Genomic DNA, 19,962 nt, shown 5'->3' on the forward strand with positions numbered 1-19,962 from the left:
CTCCTAGAACACCGACTCCGCCTCGTCCATCCGGTCCTTCGGGACCGTCTTCAGCTCCGTCACCGCCTCCGCCAACGGCACCATCGTGATGTCCGTCCCCCGCAGCGCCGTCATCTTGCCGTACTCCCCGCGGTGCACCGCCTCCACCGCGTGCCAGCCGAAGCGGGTCGCGAGGACGCGGTCGTACGCGGTGGGGGTGCCGCCGCGCTGGACGTGGCCGAGGATGACCGGCTTGGCCTCCTTGCCGAGGCGGGCCTCCAGCTCGTACGCGAGTGCCGTGCCGATGCCCTGGAAGCGCTCGTGGCCGAACTGGTCGATCGCGCCCTTGCCGTAGTTCATCGTGCCGTCCTGCGGGTGCGCGCCCTCGGCCACGCAGATCACCGCGAACTTCTTGCCGCGCGAGAACCGCTCCTCGACCAGCGTGACCAGGTCGGCGGGGTCGAAGGGGCGCTCGGGCAGGCAGATGCCGTGCGCGCCGCCGGCCATGCCGGACTCCAGGGCGATCCAGCCGGCGTGGCGGCCCATGACCTCCACCACCATCACGCGCTGGTGCGACTCGGCGGTGGTCTTGAGGCGGTCCATCGCCTCCGTGGCCACGCCCACCGCCGTGTCGAAGCCGAAGGTGCGGTCCGTGGAGGAGATGTCGTTGTCGATCGTCTTCGGGACGCCCACGACCGGCACGCCCGCCTCGGAGAGCATGCCCGCCGCCGTCAGGGTGCCCTCGCCGCCGATCGGGATGAGCGCGTCGAAGCCGCTCTTCTCGATCAGCACCTTGGCGTCGTCGCAGGCGGCGCGGAAGCGGTCGCGCTCCAGGCGTGAGGAGCCGAGGATCGTTCCGCCGCGGGCCAGGATGCCGCTGACCGCGTTGAGGTCGAGGGGGCGGTAGCGCCCGTCGAGCAGGCCCGCGTAGCCGTCCTCGAAGCCGATGACCTCGTCGCCGTAATGCGTCACGGCGCGGTGCACGACCGACCGGATCACTGCGTTGAGGCCGGGGCAGTCGCCGCCCGCGGTGAGAATTCCGATACGCATCGCGCTGTGTCTCCTGCTCGCTGTTGGTACTTGTGAGCCGGTCCGATTGTTCCACGGCCGGAAGGGGGTCGCCGCTCACACCTGTCCGACGGATGTGCGTCCGATATAGGGGCAGGGGGCTTGTGACCCCTCTTGCGGGGCCTTTCGTCGGCGGGCGACCTAGCCAGCCACAGAGGTATTGTCAAGAGGACACAGCCGCGATATCGGGTCATTTGTCCAGGCAGACGGGCCGACCGGCCTGCGACCCAGGACAGCGAAGACAGCGGCTGCGAAGACAGCGGCAGCCAAGAAGCAGTAGCCAAGACAGCAGCAGTAGCAGCCAGGAAACGGCTCCAGAAAGCCAAGAAGGAGAGAGCACGCGTGACGCGCAGCGTGTACGTGACCGGGATCGACCGCGGCGACGGCCGCCAGGTCGTCGAGCTGGGAGTCATGGAGCTCCTGACCCGCCAGGTCGACCGGGTCGGCGTCTTCCGGCCGCTCGTCCACGACGGCCCCGACCGTCTCTTCGACCTGCTGCGGGCCCGCTACCGCCTCTCGCAGGACGCCGCGTCCGTGTACGGCATGGACTACCACGAGGCGTCCGCGCTCCAGGCCGAGCAGGGCACCGACGAGCTGGTCTCGCGGATCGTCGACCGCTTCCACCGGGTCGCCGGGGAGTACGAGGTGGTCCTCGTCCTGGGTACGGACTTCGCGGCCACCCAGCTCCCGGACGAGCTGGCGCTCAACGCACGCCTCGCCAACGAGTTCGGCGCCTCCGTGATCCCCGTGGTCGGCGGCAAGAACCAGACCGCCGAGTCGGTGCGCGCCGAGACGCGCAACGCCCACCGCGCGTACGAGAGCCTGGGCTGCGACATCCTCGCGATGATCACCAACCGGGTGGCGCCCGCCGACCGCGACGAGATCCGCGAGCTGCTCGCCCCCGACCTGCCCGTGCCCTGCTACGTCCTGCCGGACGAGCCCGCGCTCTCCGCGCCGACGGTCGCGCAGATCACCCACGCCCTCGGCGGCCGCGTCCTGCTCGGCGACGATTCGGGGCTCGCGCGTGACGCCCTGGACTTCGTCTTCGGCGGCGCCATGCTGCCGAACTTCCTGAACGCCCTGACCCCGGGCTGCCTGGTCGTCACCCCCGGCGACCGCGCCGACCTCGTGGTGGGCTCGCTGGCCGCGCACAGCGCCGGTACGCCGCCCATCGCGGGCGTCCTGCTGACCCTGAACGAGCAGCCGGGCCAGGAGATCCTCACCCTCGCCGACCGCCTCGCGCCCGGCACCCCGGTCGTCGCGGTCTCCGGCGGCTCCTTCCCCACGGCGGCGGAACTCTTCGCCCTGGAGGGGAAGCTGAACGCCGCGACACCCCGCAAGGCGGAGACCGCCCTCGGCCTCTTCGAGCGGTACGTCGACACCGCGGACCTGCTGGGCCGCGTCTCCGCGCCGAGCAGCGACCGCGTCACGCCGATGATGTTCGAGCACAAGCTCCTGGAGCGGGCCCGCTCCGACCGGCGTCGCGTCGTGCTGCCCGAGGGCACCGAGGAGCGCGTGCTGCGCGCCGCCGACGTGCTGCTGCGCCGGGGCGTCTGCGACCTGACGCTGCTCGGCCCGGTGGAGCAGATCCGCAAGAAGGCCGCCGACCTCGGCGTGGACCTCGCCGACTCCGAGCTGATCGACCCGCAGACCTCCGAGCTGCGGGACCGTTTCGCCGGGAAGTACGCGGAGCTGCGCGCCCACAAGGGCGTCACCGTCGAGCTGGCGTACGACGTGGTGGCGGACGTGAACTACTTCGGCACGCTGATGGTCCAGGAGGGCCTGGCCGACGGCATGGTGTCGGGCTCCGTGCACTCCACGGCGGCGACGATCCGCCCCGCCTTCGAGATCATCAAGACCAAGCCGGACGCGTCGATCGTGTCGTCCGTGTTCTTCATGTGCCTCGCCGACAAGGTCCTCGTGTACGGGGACTGCGCGGTGAACCCGGACCCGAACGCCGAGCAGCTCGCGGACATCGCGGTCCAGGCGGCCGCCACCGCCGAGCAGTTCGGCGTCGCCCCGCGGATCGCGATGCTCTCGTACTCCACGGGTACGTCCGGTTCGGGCGCCGACGTCGACAAGGTGCGCGAGGCCACCGAGCTGGTGCGCGACCAGCGGCCCGACCTGAAGATCGAGGGGCCGATCCAGTACGACGCCGCCGTGGAGCCCTCGGTCGCGGCGACCAAGCTGCCCGGCTCGGATGTCGCGGGCCAGGCCAGCGTGCTGATCTTCCCGGACCTCAACACCGGCAACAACACCTACAAGGCCGTTCAGCGCTCGGCCGGCGCGATCGCCGTCGGCCCGGTCCTCCAGGGCCTGCGCAAGCCGGTCAACGACCTGTCCCGTGGCGCGCTCGTCCAGGACATCGTCAACACCGTCGCCATCACGGCCATCCAGTCCCAGGCCCCCGGCCAGTAACCCCCACAGAAAGCGCCTCATCAGTGACTGCCACGCGCGTACTCGTCCTCAACTCCGGCTCCTCGTCGGTGAAGTACCAGCTGCTCGACATGCGCGACAGCTCACGCCTGGCCGTCGGCCTCGTCGAGCGGATCGGCGAGGAGACCTCGCGGCTCAAGCACACCCCTCTCACCGGCGGCGGCGCCGAGTCCCGTGAGCGCGAGGAGCCGATCGCCGACCACGGGGCGGCGCTCAAGGCCGTCGCCGAGGAGCTTGCCGCCGACGGCCTCGGCCTCGACTCGCCCGAGCTGGCCGCGATAGGCCACCGGGTGGTGCACGGCGGTCTGAAGTTCAGCGCGCCGACCGTCGTCACCGACGAGGTGCTCGCCGAGATCCAGCGCCTGGTGCCGGTGGCCCCGCTGCACAACCCGGCCAACATCACCGGCATCCGCACCGCTCAGGCGCTGCGCCCGGACCTGCCCCAGGTCGCCGTCTTCGACACCGCGTTCCACACGACGATGCCGGAGTCCGCGGCGCGCTACGCGATCGACGTGCGGACCGCCGACGAGCACCGCGTGCGGCGCTACGGCTTCCACGGCACCTCGCACGCGTACGTCTCGCGGGAGACCGCGAAGCTGCTGGGCAAGGCGCCCGAGGACGTGAACGTCATCGTGCTGCACCTGGGCAACGGTGCCTCCGCGTCCGCCGTGCGGGGCGGAAGGTGCGTCGATACGTCGATGGGGCTGACGCCGCTTGAGGGACTCGTGATGGGTACCCGCTCCGGTGACATGGACCCGGCGGTCATCTTCCACCTGGCGCGGGTCGGCGGGATGTCCATCGACGAGATCGACGCCCTGCTCAACAAGAAGAGCGGTCTGATCGGACTCTGCGGCGACAACGACATGCGGGAAATCCGGCGCCGGGTCGACGCGGGGGACGAGGAGGCCGCGCTCGCCTTCGACATCTACATCCACCGTTTGAAGAAGTACATCGGCGCCTATTACGCGGTGCTCGGCCGCGTGGACGCCATCGCGTTCACGGCCGGGGTAGGCGAGAACGCGGCGCCGGTACGGGAGGCGGCCGTGGCGGGCCTGGAGGAGCTGGGCCTCGCGGTCGACGGCGCACTCAATTCCGTACGTTCCGACGAAGCGCGGCTCATTTCGCCGGAGTACGCGCGCGTGGCCGTCGCCGTGGTCCCCACGGACGAGGAACTGGAGATCGCGAACCAGACATACGCGCTGGTCGGGAACGTATCGGCGCCGTAATTCGATAATCGCGCCGGCACCGCAACTGAGCGCCCTTCCGCCCATTTGTAGATTCCACCAGACGGAATATTCCGAGCCGAAACAAACCGATAGGATCGCCCCCATGCGCCGTTCCAAAATCGTCTGCACGCTTGGCCCCGCCGTCGACTCCGAAGAGCAGCTCGTCTCGTTGATCGAGGCCGGCATGAACGTGGCCCGCTTCAACTTCAGCCACGGCACGCACGCCGAGCACCAGGGCCGGTACGACCGTGTCCGCTCGGCCGCCGCGAAGACCGGCCGCGCGATCGGCGTCCTCGCCGACCTGCAGGGCCCGAAGATCCGTCTGGAGACCTTCGCCGAGGGCCCCGTCGAGCTGGTGCGCGGTGACGAGTTCACCATCACCACCGAGGACGTGCCCGGCGACAAGTCGATCTGCGGCACGACCTACAAGGGTCTGCCCGGCGACGTCTCCAAGGGCGACCAGGTCCTCATCAACGACGGCAACGTCGAGCTGCGCGTCGTCGAGGTGGACGGCCCGCGCGTGAAGACGATCGTCGTCGAGGGCGGTGTCATCTCCGACCACAAGGGCATCAACCTGCCCGGCGCGGCCGTCAACGTCCCCGCCCTGTCCGAGAAGGACATCGAGGACCTGCGCTTCGCCCTGAAGATGGGCTGCGACATGGTCGCCCTGTCCTTCGTACGGGACGCGGGCGACGTCAAGGACGTCCACAAGGTGATGGACGAGGAGGGCCGCCGCGTCCCCGTCATCGCCAAGGTGGAGAAGCCGCAGGCCGTCGCCAACATGGAGGGCGTCGTCGCGGCGTTCGACGCCGTGATGGTGGCCCGTGGCGACCTGGCCGTCGAGTACCCGCTCGAAAAGGTCCCGATGGTGCAGAAGCGCCTCGTGGAGATGTGCCGCCGCAACGCCAAGCCGGTGATCGTCGCGACCCAGATGATGGAGTCGATGATCACCAACTCGCGCCCCACGCGCGCCGAGGCGTCCGACGTCGCCAACGCGATCCTGGACGGCGCGGACGCGGTCATGCTGTCCGCCGAGTCGAGCGTCGGCGCGTACCCGATCGAGACCGTCAAGACGATGTCGAAGATCGTCGCGGCGGCCGAGGAGGAGCTGCTCTCCAAGGGCCTCCAGCCGCTGGTGCCCGGCAAGAAGCCGCGTACGCAGGGTGGCTCGGTGGCCCGCGCCGCCGCCGAGATCGCGGACTTCCTGGACGCCAAGGCCCTGGTCGCCTTCACCAAGTCCGGTGACACGGCCCGCCGCCTGTCCCGCTACCGCGCGGCCCAGCAGATCCTGGCCTTCACCACCGACGAGTCGACCCGCAACCAGCTCACGCTGAGCTGGGGCGTGGACACGTACGTCGTGCCGCACGTCGACAACACCGACGCGATGGTCGACATCGTCGACGCCGAGCTGATCAAGCTCAACCGCTTCAACGACGGCGACACGGTCGTCATCACCGCGGGCTCGCCCCCCGGCGTCCCCGGCACCACCAACATGGTGCGGGTGCACCACCTCGGCGGCGTCGACCGCGACTGACGGCCCGTCTCCTTCGTACTCCCTCGTACTCCCTCGTACTCCTTCGTACGTACGCGCTGAGGGCGCCCCCTGCTGCAGGGGGCGCCCTCGGTGTCGTACGGGTCAGTCGCTGATCGACTGGTGCAGGCCGGGGATCGTGAGGTCGCCGCCGAACTGGCCCGCCTGCTGCACCTTCACATCCGTGAAATGGATCAGCGGGATGTTCAGCGGCGGCGGGTGCTCGGGGTCGAAGGTGATCGGGATGAGCCCGAACAGCTTGCCCGAGATCCGCTCGGTGTACATCGTCGTCTCGCCGTTCCGGATGGTGGACGTGGAGCCCTTCGCGGCCTCGACGTGGTACTTCTTGCCGGCCGGTCCCTCGACGATCTGGTGCAGGTCGCCGATGTCCGTCTTCTGCACGACGTACTTCAGGGCCTGCTTGGTCCGGCCGCCCGGCATCGTGAGGTTCACGACGCCCTGGTAGTCGGCGCCCTTGAGGGTGAGCGAGCTGGCTTCCAGGTGCCACGGCTGGTTCGGGATCGGCACGGGCGTCTGCTCGCCCTTGCCGTCGACCTTCTTCTCGACGACGCACGGGAACGGCTTCTTGCCGTTCTCGTCGGGGGCGAGCGGGTCCTCGGCCTTGTCCGCCTCGCCGTCCGTGACCTCGTCGGCCTCGTCGACCGTGTCCTCTACAGGCTTGGTGGCCTTGTCCGTCGTGTCCTTGTCCGTCGTGTCCTTGTCCGCGGGATCCTTGGCCGGGTCCTCGGGTGACTTGGGGTCCGACTTGGGGTCCTTCGAGGCGGACGGGTCCGGGTCCGGGCTCTCGGAATCCTTCCCATCGGACTTGTCCGGCTCGGCGGGCTCGTCGGGCGTGAAGGCGTCCTTGAGGGCGTCGCCGAGACCCAGCGGGTCCCAGGGGTTCTTGGGCTCGGCCGCCTCGGGCTCCGGGTCGGGCTCCGGGTCGGGGCCGGGCTTCGGGGCGGGGTCCGGCCTCGGGGCCTCGTCCTTGTCGCCCGCGGACGGCGCGGGATCCGGTTCGGGCTTGTCGCCGGGGTCCTTGTCGCCAGGGTCCTTGTCACCGGTGGAGGGCGACGTAGGCGCGGACGGCTCGTCGGCCTTCTCGTCGGCCTTCTCGTCGGCCTTCTCGTCCGCTTCCGCGTCCTTGTCCGGCGCCGTGACGCAGGGGCCGTCCTGGAAGGGGTTCTCGGGCACACCGGGCTTCGCCTGTGCGAGCGTCGGCGTCAGGCCCATGCCCATCAGGACCGCCGTGGGCATGGCGGCAAGGGCTATCGCCTTGCCCGCGGGCACCTGGAGCCGGGTCAGCAGCGGCTTTCTGGGTGCCGCGTGGCGCGGCCCGGTTCTCGCACGAGGCGCCCCCGCGGAGCTCTCGTGCTGCACCTCGTCAGCCGGCACGGTGCCTCCCGTTCGTCCCGTTCGTCGGGCTCGTTCCTGACAGATCGTCCTGCTCGCCGCTCACCCCACCCGCGGCCGCCGTGGTGGCGGGCTCGGGAGCCCCGTCGCGCACGGGGTCGCCGGACCCCTGGGTCGTACGCCTCTTCGCGGGCTCACCGGCGGGCCGCGCGGGCGCCCAGGAGACGCCGAGGGCGCCGCCGAGCAGGGCGAGCAGGTAGCCGATGACGAAGCCGCCGAAGTTGGAGACCACCAGGGAGACCAGGGCGAGCAGAATCGCCGCGACGCCCGCGAAGACCCGGGAGTGCGGCTGGAACCACATGGTCAGGCCGAGCACGACCAACAGCACGCCGATGATCAGGGACCCGGCGCCGGCGGTGGTCGCCATCCGGATCGTCATCGTGCCGAGCGTGAGGTTCGCATACGGGAAGTACATGATCGGGATGCCGCCGAGCATCGTCAGCAGACCACCCCAGAACGGGCGCTGACCGCGCCACCCCCGGAACGATCGGCGCATCCGGCCGAGCTTGTCGCCCAGTCCCACTTGCGCTTCGGCGCTCATGTCGTACAGCTCCTCGGGAATGGCGTTGGTTCTGTGTGTGGTGCGGATTCGGGCACGGGGACGGCTCCGTCATATGCCGTCGCGCCCCCGCGCCCGGCCGTTCATAGCGGCGAGTGCGTACCGGACCGCGTACGACCTACCGGGGCGTCAACCGCCCCAGGTCGTGTCCTAGTAGCACTCGTGCTTGCCCTTTTTGACCGACATCGCGAGGCCGGAGAGCTTGAAGGTGCCGGCCGTGGTCGCCCACGCGCGCTGCTCGACGTCGGTGAACTTCACCGACTCCGCCTGCTGCGCGAACGAGTCCGGGGCGTACGTGTCGTTCTTCGCCGGACCCGGTCCCTTGGTGGTCTGGTCGACCGAGACGCCGATGTCGACCTTGTGGAAGGTCGCGTTGGCCCTCAGGTCGTCGGCGTCGATGTACAGCTTCTTTGCGATGACCTTGGGGCCACCGGCCCGGCCTGCCCTGAGGGTCATCGACACATCGCCGAAGACCGGTACCGGGACGACCACGGACTGGCACAGATTGGTGATCGTGGCCGACTCCAGGCCGACGACGGCGACCGGGTGGTTACCCGACTTGCCGTGGTCCAGGGCCCCGTACTGGATGAATCCCTTGCCCTTGAGTTCGTCGGCAGTCACCTTGAACTGCTGACCCGACACACTGAAAGATGCCGCGAGCGCACCCTGGGACAGGGCGACGCCTATCGCGGCAGTCGCCGCGACGCTCGGCACCATGACCACGGCGAACCGCTTCCATCTGGTTCCGCCACGAGCCACGGACTCCATGACTTTCCTCCTTCTCGGACGTACATCTCCGGCCCTGACTGCTCCCGCTCGGGCGGCTCAGCCGGGCAGGGATGGGAGAAGTGCTACGTCCTCGGGAAGGAGAGCGCCCGCGTCGGAGGCGCGATCCGCACCACACATCACCGGCGATCACCCCCGAGCGACAACCACTGGTCGCGCCTGACGCACATCACGCACAACCTCACGGACAGGCCCTGCCGGAAACGGCAGAGACCCCCCTGTCCAAGACCGGCGACGGCGTCACCGGTCTGCTCGGTGGGGACCCGAAGCGCCCGCTCCCGACTGGCTGTCGGACTGCGGGTCATCGGACCGAGCGTCGCCGATCGTGGTGCATTCTCGGCCGCCGCACAAGGGGGTTCATTACTGGCTAGTAACGGCCGGATAACCGAACCGCGACCGCGCGGTATCGGTCGGCCACGGACGGTGGCTCAACGGCGGGAGGCAGAACGGGATATGGGCGGGCGAAACCGCCCAGAGGGCGCCCCACCCCTTACTGCAAGTAACAGTGGCCGCGTTTGCCAATTTTTGGCAAATCACGGCCACTGTCGCGTCCTGGGAACAGATTTTTCACTCGGGCATCACAAGCCCCGGCGTTTACGGACTGGTCAGAAAAGCACCCGGGCCAGCGCCGTGCGCGCGGTCGTCACACGCGGGTCGTCCGCGCCCACCACCTCGAAGAGTTCGAGGAGCCGCACCCGCGCGGCGTCGCGGTCGTCGCCCGCCGTGCGGCGCACCGCGTCGATGAGCCGCCCGAAGGCGTCCTCGACATGACCGCCCACCAGGTCGAGGTCGGCCGCCGCGATCTGCGCCGACACGTCCGCCGGCCTGTCGGCCGCGTCCTTGCGGACCTGCTGCGCGTCAAGTCCCTGGACCCGCTGGAGCAGTTCGGCCTGCGCGAGACCGAGCTTGGCCTCGGTGTTGGCCGGATCGTCGCTGAGTACGTTCTTGTACGCCTGTACGGCACCGCCCAGATCACCGGCGTCCAGCGCCTGGACGGCCGCTTCGAGCAGGGCGTCGTAGGGACCGGCCGGCACCTCGGCCGGTGCGGGGGCCTGCTGCCCCGGGGCTCCCTCGGCGTCGGCGTCGACGACGAGGCCGGTCAGGCCGAAGCGCTCCTCGCCGACCTGGATGAGCTGGTCCAGGGTCTGGCGGATCTGCGCCTCGGGGGCGGCGCCCTGGAAGAGGGGCAGGGCCTGTCCCGCCACCACCGCGAAGACGGCCGGGATCCCCTGGACCCCGAACTGCTGCATCAGCATCTGGTTCGCGTCGACGTCGATCTTGGCGAGGAGGAAACGGCCGTTGTACTCCTGCGTGAGCCGCTCCAGGAGGGGGCTCAGCTGCTTGCACGGCTCGCACCACTCGGCCCAGAAGTCGATGACGACCGGGACCTCGGTGGACCGCTGCAGGACCTCGCGCTCGAAGCCCGCCTCGTCGACATCGATGACCAGGCTCGACGGGGACACCGCGGCACCCGCCGCGCCCCCGCCCTGCCGGGCCGCTTCGGCGCGCGCCTGCTCCGCCTTCGCCTTGGCCTCCTGGGCCGCCTTCACGGCGGCGAGGTCGACGACTCCGCTCATGGACATGTTCCGTGGCTGCATGAGTACATCCTCCCCCAAGCCGTACGCGAACCGCGCCCGTCCGTGGCCCTCCGCCGGATCGCGGGGTCACAGGGGGCACGGTCCAAGGCCCCGAGGGGGACCGCCGGTTGGCGCGGGGTCCCCACCCCGGGCCGGTCGTGCTGCGTGGTTGTCGCTCGTGGCTTTCGCTACGGCTCGTAGCGTAACCGCCGTGCCCCGGGTGGGGACAGGCGCCGTCGGTGATCTCCCTCACTGTGGTGTCCGTGGGGCTCCCGGGACAGTCCGTACTGGCCGGTATGGTCGCGGCCATGCAGAGCCGTACGTCCACCACTGCTGCCGCCCACCGCACCGGCGGGCGCCCGCGCAGCGCGACCGCCGACGCCGCGATCCTGGAGGCGACCAGGCAGGGGCTCGTCGAGCTGGGCTGGTCCAAGCTGACGCTCGGCGCCGTCGCGACGCGGGCGGGGGTCGCCAAGACCACCCTGTACCGGCGATGGGCGGGCAAGAGCGAGCTGGTCGTGGACGCGGTGGCGGAACTCTTCGACGAGCTCGAACTGCCCGACCGGGGCAGCCTGGCCGCCGACATCGAGGGCGTGGTCCTGCAGTTCGCGGTGCTGCTCGGGCGGCCCGAGACGAAGACGGCGCTCATGGCGGTGGTCGCCGAGTCGACGAGGGACGAGCCGCTGCGGCACCGCATCCGCACGTCCATCGTCGACCGCCAGAAGCGGCTGGTCCTCGCGGGGCGGGAGCGGGCGCAGGAGCGGGGCGAACTCCCCGCCGAACCGGACTCCGCCGCCGCGGGCCGCACGGCCGACCTCATCTTCGACGTGATCGCCGGCGCGGTGGTGCACCGCGCGCTGGTCAGCGCGGAACCGGTGGACGAGGAGTGGGCCCGCCGCTTCACGCTGCTGCTGCTGGGGGGCCTGGCCGCGGCGGCCTCGGCGCCCACGTGACTCAGACCTGGTACCGCTCCGGCGCGAAGAGCCGGAGGTTGTCCGCCACCCAGGCCGAGGTCAGTGCGAGGCCCTCCGTGAGGGAGACCTGAGGTTCCCAGCCCGCCCACTGCCGCGCCCGGGAGTTGTCCGACAGAAGCCGCTCCACCTCGCTGCCCGAGGGGCGGAGCCGCGCGGGGTCGACCACCACGGAGGCCTCCCGGCCGGACGCCGCGATCAGCGCCTCCGCGAGGTCGCCGATGGAGATCTCCCGGCCCACGCCGAGATTCACCGCGTGGCCCAGCGCCCGGTCGCAGACCGCCGTCGCCATGAAGCCCCGCGCCGTGTCCGTCACGTACGTGAAGTCCCGCGTGGGCGTCAGCGACCCCAGCTTGATCTCCCGCGCCCCCGCGTGGAGTTGCGCGAGGATCGTGGGGATCACCGCACGGGCCGACTGCCGGGGCCCGTACGTGTTGAAGGGGCGGACGACCGTGACCGGCAGTTCGAAGGCGTGCCAGTGCGACAGCGCCATCATGTCGGCGCCGATCTTCGATGCGGAGTACGGCGACTGGGGCTGGAGCGGGTGCGATTCGGCGATCGGCGCCGTCAGCGCGGTCCCGTACACCTCACTCGTGGAGGTGTGGACGAGCCGCCGCACGGAGTGCCTCCGGCACGCCTCGGCGACGTTCTCGGTGCCGACGACGTTCGTCTGGACATACGCCCCCGGGGAGTCGTACGAGTACGGAATCCCGATCAGCGCGGCCAGGTGGAAGACCGTGTCGCACCCGGCGACCGCGTCCATCACGCGCCCCGCGTCCCGCACGTCCCCCGCGATCATCTCGACCCGCGTATCACCGAGGAGATGCGCGAGGTGCCCCTTCTCCGCGTACGGCTTGTAGTGCACGAAGGCACGGACCTTCGCGCCCTCCGCGAGCAGCAGGTCGACGAGCGTCGAGCCGATGAAGCCCTCGGCTCCGGTGACGAGGACGGTGCGGTCCCGCCATGAGAAAGACGTGTTCACGCGTACTCCAGGTGAGGTGTGGGGTGGGTGAGTCGGAGGACTTGCTCCGCCAGCAGGTCGGCGGCGCGGGCGTGCGGTCCCGGGTCCGCGGCGCCGCTCATCGCGGCGAGCCGCGCGGGGTCGGCGAGCAGCGGCCCGACCAGCTCCGCGAGGCGTTCCGCGGTGGTCTCGGCGTCGGGCAGCAGCAGGCCGGCGCCCGCGTCGGTGAGGACCCGGGCGTTGTGGGTCTGGTGGTCGCCGGGCGCGTGCGGGTAGGGCACGAGGACGGCGGGGACCCCGGTGGCGGCCAGTTCGGCGACGGTCGCGGAGCCGGCGCGGCAGACGACGAGGTCGGCGGCGGCGTAGGAGAGGTCCATGCGGTCGAGGTAGGGGACGGCGCGGGCGATCGCGTCGCCGCCCGCCGACGCGAGCCGCGCCCGTGTCTTCGCGAGGGCGGCCGGGCCGGTCTTGATGAGGAGGTGGACGTCCCCGCGCCCACGCCCCCGCCACCGCTCCGCGAGCCCGACCGCGGCCTCGGTGAGCCGGGCCGCCCCGAGGCTGCCGCCGTTGAAGAGGACGAGGCGGGCCCCGGCCGGTACGCCGAGCGCGCGCCGCGCCTCGTCGCGCAGCGCGGCCCGGTCGAGCGCGGCGAGCGGCGCGGCGATCGGCATCCCGGTGGTGTGCGCGCGCTCGCCGCCCGGCAGATGCGCGCGGCTGCGGTCGAAGGCGACGGCGATGTGGGGGGTGAGCCGGGCGGCGAACCGGTTGGCGCGCCCGGGTACGGCGTTGGACTCGTGGATGAGGCTCGGCAGGCCGGCCATGCGTGCGCCGACGATGACGGGGGCGCTGGGGTAGCCGCCCATGCCGACGGCGACCTGCGCGCCCTGCTCGCGCAGGATGGCCCGGCACTGGGCGCCGGACCTCACCAGCGCGGCGGGCAGCAGATAGCGGCGGGCGCCGAGCGACGGGTCGAACGGGATCATGTCGACGGTGTGCAGGCGGTACCCGGCGTCCGGTATCAGCCGGGTCTCCAGGCCCCGCTCGGTGCCGACGAAGGAGATCACCGCGCCCGGCACGGCGCGGCGCAGCGCGTCGGCGAGGGCGAGGCCGGGATAGATGTGCCCGCCGGTGCCGCCCGCGCCGATCACGACGGAGAGAGAGGTTCGCATGGCAGGGAAGCCTCACGCGAGGGTCTAAGAGGCTTTTAAGAGCCGCGTTTGGCACCTTTGACCCATGAGCTTCACGAGCTTCACGAGCCCGACCGGCAGAGGCGGCCCGCCGGGCGCGGGCGAGGCGGCGGCGCACAAGATCCTCGTCGTCGACGACGACCCGGAGGTCCGTGCCGCCGTCGAGGACGCCCTGACCGTCGAGGGCCATCTGGTGCGCGGCGCGGCCGACGGCCACCGCGCGCTCACGGCGGTGGCCCGCTGGGAGCCGGATCTCGTGGTCCTGGATGTCCTGATGCCGGTCATGGACGGTCTCGCGGTCTGCCGTCAGCTGCGCGCGGCGGGCGACCGGACTCCCGTGCTCGTCCTGACCGCCCTGGACTCGGTGAGCGAGCGCGTGGACGGCCTGGACGCGGGCGCCGACGACTATCTGGTCAAGCCCTTCGCCCTGGACGAGCTGGTGGCCCGCGTGCGGGCGCTGCTGCGGCGCGCGACCCCGGAGCGGCCCGCGAGCGACGGCGACGACCTCTCGTACGGTGATCTCGTCCTGGACCCCGCGACCCGCACCGGGCGCCGCGGCGGGCGCCGGATCGAGTTCAGCCGCACGGAGGCCGTCCTCCTCGAACTGCTGCTGCGCAACGCCGGGCAGGTCCTGCCGCGCGAGCTGATCCAGCGGGCGGTGTGGGGCCGCGACTTCGGGCCCGACTCCAACTCCCTCGCCGTGTACGTCGGTTATCTGCGCCGCAAGCTGGAGTCGGGCGGCGAGCCACGCCTGGTCCACACCGTGCACGGCGTCGGCTACCGGCTGGGCTCGCCGTGAGCGCGCGGCGCGGGCTGGGCGCGCGCTGGCGGCGCCGCAGGCCGCTGCGGACCCGCCTCGCGCTGGCCGCGGCGGCGGCCGTGGCGCTGGTGGCGGTCGGGGTGTGCGCCGCCGCGTTCCTCGTGATCCGCTACAAGCTGTACCAGCAGCTCGACCAGAACCTCGCCCAGTCGGCGACGCTCATCGCCCAGCAGCACCGCGACGAGGGCCTTGGCGTGATGACGGGCGAGTGCCGGTTCCTCGGCGCGCCCGCCTGCTCGCAGCTCGTCCCGGCGGACACCGCCGAGGACCCCGCGGAGCCGTATCTGCTGCCGGTGACACGGGCGACGCGCGAGGTCGCCTCGGGCCGGCGGGCGCCGTACTACGCGAACTTCACGCTGCCCGGCGGGAAACCGGGCCGGATGTACACCACCACCTTCGACAGGAGCGAGGCCGTGCAGGTGGCCCTGCGCGCCGACATCGCCGAGCGCGGTGTGCGCCAGGCCGCGTCGCTGCTCCTCGCGGTGGGCGGCGCGGGCGTCCTGCTCTCCGCGGTCGGCGGCTACTGGGTCTCACGCACCGGCCTCGCCCCGATCACCCGGCTCACCGCCACGGCCGAACACATCGCCGCCACGCGCGACGCCCGGCACCGCATCGAGCTGCCGCCGGTCCCGCCGGGCCGCGAGGGCCATCAGGACGAGGTCACGCGGCTCGCCGCTACGTTCAACACGATGCTCGCCGAGCTGGAGGAGTCCGTCGCCGCCCGCCGACGCCTGGTCGCCGACGCCTCCCACGAACTGCGCACCCCGCTGACGGCGCTGCGTACGAACGCGGAACTCCTCGCCAAGGCGGACCGCCTGACGCCGGCCCAGCGCGAGCGCGCCTCGGGGGCGCTGGGCCGCCAGCTGCGCGAGGTCACCGGCCTGGTCAACGACTTGATCGAGCTGGCCAGGGACGAGGAGCCGCGGCCCCTGCTTGAGGAGGTGCGGCTCGCTCCGCTGGCCGCGCACGCGGTGGAGGCGGCGCGCGGCCACTGGCCGACGGTCCCCTTCACACTCCAGGTCGCGCCTCAGGCGGCGGACCTCAGCATCCCCGGCGTACCGGCGCGGCTGTCCCGGCTGCTCACCAACCTCCTCGACAACGCGGCGAAGTTCAGCCCGCCGGGCACGCCCGTCGAGCTGGCCCTGACGGCGACCGAGCTGACCGTGCGCGATCACGGGCCGGGCATCGCGGAGGAGGACCTGCCGCACGTCTTCGACCGCTTCTACCGCGCCGAGAAGGCCCGCGCCCTGCCGGGCTCGGGCCTCGGCCTCGCGATGGCCCGCCAGATCGCGCACGCCCACGGGGCGGAGCTGACGGCGGAACGGGCACCGGGCACAGGCGCCCTGTTCCGTCTCGTCCTGCCTACTTCTTAGCCCAGGCGCAGCTGCCGAGGGTGGCCCGCTCCTTCGCGACGAGGCGGTCCGCTTCCCGCGCCGCGAGCACTCGTGTGTGCTCGCCCTTGCACACGACCGTCCGCTCGCCGTGCCCCGCGAGGTCCACCAGGATCTGGTCCCAGTGGCGGTACTGCACGTCATGGCCGGAGTCGGCGTAGCTCCGCACCTTGGGGGTGCCGGGCAGCTCCTGCCGCCAGGTCTTCAGCGTCTCCGGGGGCACGGTGGTGTCCTTCTCGCCGCCGTAGAGGTAGACGGGCGCGTCCAGCTTCGACAGGTCGGGGCCGGGGCGCTCGCAGTACAGCCGCTGCTCGTGCACCTGGGGCGCCGGGTCGGACTGCTGGCCGCGCTGGTTGTAGGTGCGCGCGCCTTCCTCGTACGCCGTGTCGGCGAAGCCCGGTATCGACTTCACGGGGCTGTCGTCGGGGAACGCCCACCACTTGCGGGGGTCCTTGATCTGGTTCTTCACGGCGGTGGCGAGCGCGTCGTCGGACAGTCCGCAGAACGCGGGCCTGGTGCCGTAGGGCGGGAGCGCGGCGGCGAGGTGCAGCGCGGAGACGCGGCCCGGGGCCCTGGCGACGAGTTCGGCGGCGTAGGGGCCGCCGCCCGAGATCGCGACGACGGAGAAGTCCCGCACCTTCAGGCGGTCCATGACGGCCAGGGCGTCCTCGGCGAAGTCCTCCTTGCCGAGCCCCTTGTCGAACTCGGTGTCGCCGAAGCCGTTGCGCTCGACGGAGACGAGGCGCAGGCCCAGGTCCTCGCGCGTCGTGCGGAAGAAGTCCGTCATGTGCGCGGCCCGTGCGCTCGTACCGGTGCCGCCGATGTACAGGACGGGGCGGCCGTCGCGCGGCCCCTGGTCGATGTAGTGGGCGGTGCGGCCGCTGTCCAGCTTCGCGGCGCGCACCTCGGGCCCGAGCGAGTCGAAGTCGTCCTGCACCTTGGGCTCGGGCGGCGGGCTCGCACTCACCTCACCGGAACCACCGACCAGCAGTGCACCGAGGACGGTGAGGGTGGCGGCTCCTATGGCGATGGCGGCGGTACGGGCGTGGCCGTTCGAGGTCACGGATGACTCCAGGGGCGGGGGCGGGGAACGGGGCGCGCCTACCCAGCCCGGGGAACTTAAACCTGCTTGTTTCCGTGCGGACCGCGGGGGCTGGGCGTGCGCGGTTCCCCGCGCTCTTTCGTGGCCGGCCCCCGCGCCCCTCGCCCTAGAACCCCGGCGGCTCCACGTAAACGCCCCACTCGTCCCGCAGAACCCCGCAGATCTCCCCGAGGGTCGCCTCCGCCCGAACCGCCTCCAGCATGGGCCCGATCATGTTCGACCCGTCCCGCGCGGCAGCGAGCATCGCGTCGAGCGAGGCACGAACCCGCACGTCGTCGCGCCGCTCCTTGCGCCCCCCTAGCTCGCGGACCTGCTCCCGCTCGACCTCGTGACTGACCCGCAGGATCTCCAGGTCACCGGTGACGGAACCCTTGAGGCAGTTGACGCCGACGACGCGCTTGTCGCCCTTCTCCACGGACCGCTGGTACTGGAAGGCCGACTCGGCGATCTCGCCGGTGAACCAGCCGTCCTCTATGCCCCGCAGGATTCCGGACGTGATCGGCCCCACGGGGTGCTGCCCGTCGGGGCAGGCCCGCCGTCCCCGCTCCCTGATCTGTTCGAAGATCTTCTCGGCGTCGGTCTCGATGCGGTCGGTGAGCTGCTCGATGTACCAGGAGCCGCCCAGCGGGTCCGCCACGTTGGCGACGCCGGTCTCCTCCATGAGGACCTGCTGGGTGCGCAGCGCGATCTCGGCGGCCTGCTCGCTGGGCAGCGCGAGGGTCTCGTCGAGGGCGTTGGTGTGCAGCGAGTTCGTGCCGCCGAGCACCGCCGCGAGGGCCTCGACGGCCGTGCGTACGACGTTGTTGTACGGCTGCTGGGCGGTGAGGGAGACGCCGGCGGTCTGGGTGTGGAAGCGCAGCCACTGGGCCTTGTCGGTCCTGGCGCCGTAGACGTCCTTCAGCCAGCGGGCCCAGATGCGGCGAGCGGCGCGGAACTTGGCGATCTCCTCGAAGAAGTCGACGTGCGCGTCGAAGAAGAAGGAGAGGCCGGGCGCGAAGACGTCGACGTCGAGGCCGCGGCTGAGCCCCAGCTCCACGTACCCGAAGCCGTCCGCGAGGGTGTACGCCAGCTCCTGCGCGGCCGTCGCACCGGCCTCGCGGATGTGGTAGCCGGAGACGGAGAGGGGCTTGTACGCGGGGATGTCGCGCGCGCAGTGCTCCATCAGGTCGCCGATGAGGCGCAGATGCGGCTCGGGCTGGAAGAGCCACTCCTTCTGCGCGATGTACTCCTTGAAGATGTCGGTCTGGAGCGTGCCGTTGAGGACGCCCGGGTCGACGCCCTGGCGCTCGGCTGCGACCAGGTACATGCAGAAGACGGGCACGGCGGGCCCGCTGATCGTCATGGAGGTCGTCACGTCGCCGAGCGGGATGTCCTTGAAGAGGACCTCCATGTCGGCGGCGGAGTCGATGGCGACGCCGCAGTGCCCGACCTCGCCGAGGGAGCGGGGGTCGTCGGAGTCGCGGCCCATGAGGGTCGGCATGTCGAAGGCCACGGAGAGGCCGCCGCCTCCGTTGGCGAGGATCATCTTGTAGCGCTCGTTCGTCTGCTCGGCGTTGCCGAAGCCCGCGAACTGGCGGATGGTCCAGGTCCTGCCCCGGTACCCGGTGGCGTGGAGCCCGCGCGTGAAGGGGTACTCCCCGGGCCAGCCGATCCGCTCGAACCCGTCGTACGTGTCCCCGGGGCGCGGCCCGTAGACCGGGTCGACGGGGTCGCCGGAGAGCGTGGTGAAGTCCGCGTCGCGCTTGCGGGCCTTGTCGTAACGGGCCTGCCAGCGGCGGCGGCCTTCCTCGATCGCGTCAGCGTCCATACCCCCGAATTTACTAGGACGTCCTAGTAAAAGTCGATGCCTGACCGCCACGGGTTGCCCGTGGCGGCGGAGGTCACGCCTTCGCGGTGACCGGCGAACCGTCGGTGATCAGCGGCTCGACCTCGCGGGCGATCCTGCGCTCGACGAAGAACGCGGCGGTCGGAATCGTCCCGGAGACGAGCACCCACAGGAGCTTGCCGAACGGCCACTTGGCCTTGGAGCCGAGGTCGAAGGCGAAGATCAGGTAGATGATGTAGAGGACTCCGTGGACCTGGGAGACCACCAGGGTCAGACCCTCGCCCTTCTCGAAGCCGTACTTGGCCACCATGCAGGCGCACAGGATGAGGAGCATGACGGCGGTGACGTAGGCCATCACGCGATAGCGGGTCAGCACGCTGGATTTCATGGATACGAGCGTAACCGCCCGGCGAGCCTTCTCGTCGGCGGGGCCCGGCCCTCAGCCCCTGTCCTCGAAGTCCTCCGCCGCCACCCGCAGGGGCCTGAGCATCGCGAAGATCTCCCCGCACTCCTCCGCGTCGTACACCCCGAGCCCGAAGTCCATCGCCATCAGCTCGCGCGTGGCGGCCTCGACGACCTCGCGGCCCTTCTCCGTGATGGACGCGAGGGTGCCCCGCCCGTCGTTGGGGTTCGGCCGCTTGTCGACGAGGCCGGACTTCACGAGGCGGTCGACGGTGTTCGTCACGGATGTGGGGTGCACCATGAGCCGCTCGCCGATCTTGGACATCGGCAACTCGCCGGCCTGCGAGAAGGTGAGCAGCACCAGCGCCTCGTAGCGCGCGAAGGTCAGCCCGTACGGCTTGACGACCGCGTCGACCTCGGCGAGCAGGATCTGGTGCGCGCGCATGATCGAGGTGATCGCGCCCATGGCCGGGACCGATCCCCAGCGCTGCTTCCAGAGCTCGTCGGCGCGGGCGATGGGATCGAAGGGAAGGCTGAGCGGCTTCGGCACGCCAAAGACCTTACCCGCCGGTCACATGCTGGTCAGCCCCGTCTCGCAATTCGGGCGTACGTTCCCTGATCACCCCCGGGCGACCCGCCGTACGCCACGCCGCGGTGTCGCGCGAGGGGATGATTCACCCCATATGTAACGATTGCGGAGCTGACTGTCCGTCACCGTAGCCCAAGGG

Annotated in this window: 17 protein-coding genes; 6 read left to right on the plus strand and 11 right to left on the minus strand. The window is 71.2% G+C overall.

Annotation, left to right across the window (positions count from 1 at the left end):
• Positions 1 to 3: 3 nt before the first annotated feature.
• The gene (locus ACWDZ7_RS04750) at positions 4 to 1,029 is read right to left on the minus strand and encodes a 6-phosphofructokinase (protein WP_451794858.1); all 1,026 of its coding nucleotides are present in this window, start codon (positions 1,027 to 1,029) and stop codon (positions 4 to 6) included.
• A 360-nt stretch (positions 1,030 to 1,389) separates the two neighbouring features.
• On the opposite strand from ACWDZ7_RS04750, the gene pta reads away from it, so the two are divergent.
• From pta to pyk, 3 genes are all read left to right on the plus strand, one after another.
• The gene (gene pta / locus ACWDZ7_RS04755; RefSeq protein ID WP_451794860.1) at positions 1,390 to 3,465 is read left to right on the plus strand and encodes a phosphate acetyltransferase; all 2,076 of its coding nucleotides are present in this window, start codon (positions 1,390 to 1,392) and stop codon (positions 3,463 to 3,465) included.
• A gap of 23 nt (positions 3,466 to 3,488) precedes the next feature.
• Positions 3,489 to 4,709 carry an acetate kinase gene (locus tag ACWDZ7_RS04760; RefSeq protein WP_451794862.1) on the plus strand — a complete coding sequence of 407 codons (1,221 nt, stop codon included), beginning with the start codon at positions 3,489 to 3,491 and terminating at the stop codon, positions 4,707 to 4,709.
• A gap of 103 nt (positions 4,710 to 4,812) precedes the next feature.
• Positions 4,813 to 6,243, plus strand: coding sequence for a pyruvate kinase (gene pyk, locus ACWDZ7_RS04765; RefSeq protein ID WP_451794864.1), 1,431 nt, complete (start codon positions 4,813 to 4,815; stop codon positions 6,241 to 6,243).
• A 102-nt stretch (positions 6,244 to 6,345) separates the two neighbouring features.
• Here the strand turns inward: pyk and ACWDZ7_RS04770 are convergent, their stop codons facing one another.
• From ACWDZ7_RS04770 to ACWDZ7_RS04785, 4 genes are all read right to left on the minus strand, one after another.
• On the minus strand, positions 6,346 to 7,635 hold the full coding sequence (locus tag ACWDZ7_RS04770; protein WP_451794866.1) for a hypothetical protein: 1,290 nt from the start codon (positions 7,633 to 7,635) through the stop codon (positions 6,346 to 6,348).
• Positions 7,625 to 8,194, minus strand: a complete 570-nt coding sequence (locus ACWDZ7_RS04775) for a DUF6114 domain-containing protein (RefSeq protein ID WP_451794868.1) — start codon at positions 8,192 to 8,194, stop codon at positions 7,625 to 7,627. Before ACWDZ7_RS04775 ends, ACWDZ7_RS04770 begins: the two co-directional genes overlap by 11 nt.
• Before the next feature lie 168 nt (positions 8,195 to 8,362).
• Entirely contained in the window at positions 8,363 to 8,980 is a 618-nt protein-coding gene (locus tag ACWDZ7_RS04780) for a DUF6230 family protein (protein ID WP_451794870.1), read from the minus strand.
• Positions 8,981 to 9,603: 623 nt separating this feature from the next.
• The gene (locus ACWDZ7_RS04785) at positions 9,604 to 10,596 is read right to left on the minus strand and encodes a tetratricopeptide repeat protein (RefSeq protein ID WP_451794872.1); all 993 of its coding nucleotides are present in this window, start codon (positions 10,594 to 10,596) and stop codon (positions 9,604 to 9,606) included.
• 287 nt (positions 10,597 to 10,883) lie between these two features.
• Here ACWDZ7_RS04785 and ACWDZ7_RS04790 point away from each other — a divergent pair, with 287 nt between their 5' ends.
• The gene (locus ACWDZ7_RS04790) at positions 10,884 to 11,528 is read left to right on the plus strand and encodes a TetR/AcrR family transcriptional regulator (RefSeq protein ID WP_451794874.1); all 645 of its coding nucleotides are present in this window, start codon (positions 10,884 to 10,886) and stop codon (positions 11,526 to 11,528) included.
• 1 nt (position 11,529) lies between these two features.
• Here the strand turns inward: ACWDZ7_RS04790 and ACWDZ7_RS04795 are convergent, their stop codons facing one another.
• Together ACWDZ7_RS04795 and ACWDZ7_RS04800 are read right to left on the minus strand one after the other, a co-directional pair.
• On the minus strand, positions 11,530 to 12,528 hold the full coding sequence (locus tag ACWDZ7_RS04795; protein WP_451794876.1) for an SDR family NAD(P)-dependent oxidoreductase: 999 nt from the start codon (positions 12,526 to 12,528) through the stop codon (positions 11,530 to 11,532).
• Positions 12,525 to 13,676 (minus strand): UDP-N-acetylglucosamine--N-acetylmuramyl-(pentapeptide) pyrophosphoryl-undecaprenol N-acetylglucosamine transferase, encoded by a 1,152-nt coding sequence (locus ACWDZ7_RS04800; RefSeq protein ID WP_451794878.1) that lies wholly within the window; start codon positions 13,674 to 13,676, stop codon positions 12,525 to 12,527. The genes ACWDZ7_RS04795 and ACWDZ7_RS04800 overlap by 4 nt, the downstream gene beginning before the upstream one ends.
• A gap of 64 nt (positions 13,677 to 13,740) precedes the next feature.
• Between ACWDZ7_RS04800 and ACWDZ7_RS04805 the strand changes: the two genes are divergently transcribed.
• Both ACWDZ7_RS04805 and ACWDZ7_RS04810 read left to right on the plus strand, forming a co-directional pair.
• A complete protein-coding gene (locus tag ACWDZ7_RS04805) occupies positions 13,741 to 14,493 on the plus strand; it encodes a response regulator transcription factor (RefSeq protein WP_451512858.1) in 753 nt (250 codons plus the stop codon).
• Positions 14,490 to 15,887 carry a sensor histidine kinase gene (locus ACWDZ7_RS04810; RefSeq protein ID WP_451794880.1) on the plus strand — a complete coding sequence of 466 codons (1,398 nt, stop codon included), beginning with the start codon at positions 14,490 to 14,492 and terminating at the stop codon, positions 15,885 to 15,887. Before ACWDZ7_RS04805 ends, ACWDZ7_RS04810 begins: the two co-directional genes overlap by 4 nt.
• Here ACWDZ7_RS04810 and ACWDZ7_RS04815 read toward each other — a convergent pair.
• The 4 genes from ACWDZ7_RS04815 to ACWDZ7_RS04830 all read right to left on the minus strand — a co-directional run bounded on the left by ACWDZ7_RS04815 (position 15,877) and on the right by ACWDZ7_RS04830 (position 19,784).
• Complete coding sequence (locus tag ACWDZ7_RS04815) at positions 15,877 to 16,968, minus strand: alpha/beta fold hydrolase (protein WP_451794882.1); 1,092 nt, start codon at positions 16,966 to 16,968, stop codon at positions 15,877 to 15,879. The genes ACWDZ7_RS04810 and ACWDZ7_RS04815 overlap by 11 nt on opposite strands.
• A gap of 145 nt (positions 16,969 to 17,113) precedes the next feature.
• A complete protein-coding gene (locus ACWDZ7_RS04820) occupies positions 17,114 to 18,814 on the minus strand; it encodes an acyl-CoA mutase large subunit family protein (RefSeq protein WP_451794883.1) in 1,701 nt (566 codons plus the stop codon).
• A 73-nt stretch (positions 18,815 to 18,887) separates the two neighbouring features.
• Positions 18,888 to 19,220: a DUF3817 domain-containing protein gene (locus tag ACWDZ7_RS04825; RefSeq protein ID WP_451794884.1), complete on the minus strand. Its 333-nt coding sequence runs from the start codon at positions 19,218 to 19,220 to the stop codon at positions 18,888 to 18,890.
• Positions 19,221 to 19,271: 51 nt separating this feature from the next.
• Positions 19,272 to 19,784 carry a MarR family winged helix-turn-helix transcriptional regulator gene (locus tag ACWDZ7_RS04830; protein ID WP_451512853.1) on the minus strand — a complete coding sequence of 171 codons (513 nt, stop codon included), beginning with the start codon at positions 19,782 to 19,784 and terminating at the stop codon, positions 19,272 to 19,274.
• Positions 19,785 to 19,962 lie beyond the last annotated feature (178 nt).

This window comes from Streptomyces sp. NPDC003032, from assembly GCF_053591415.1.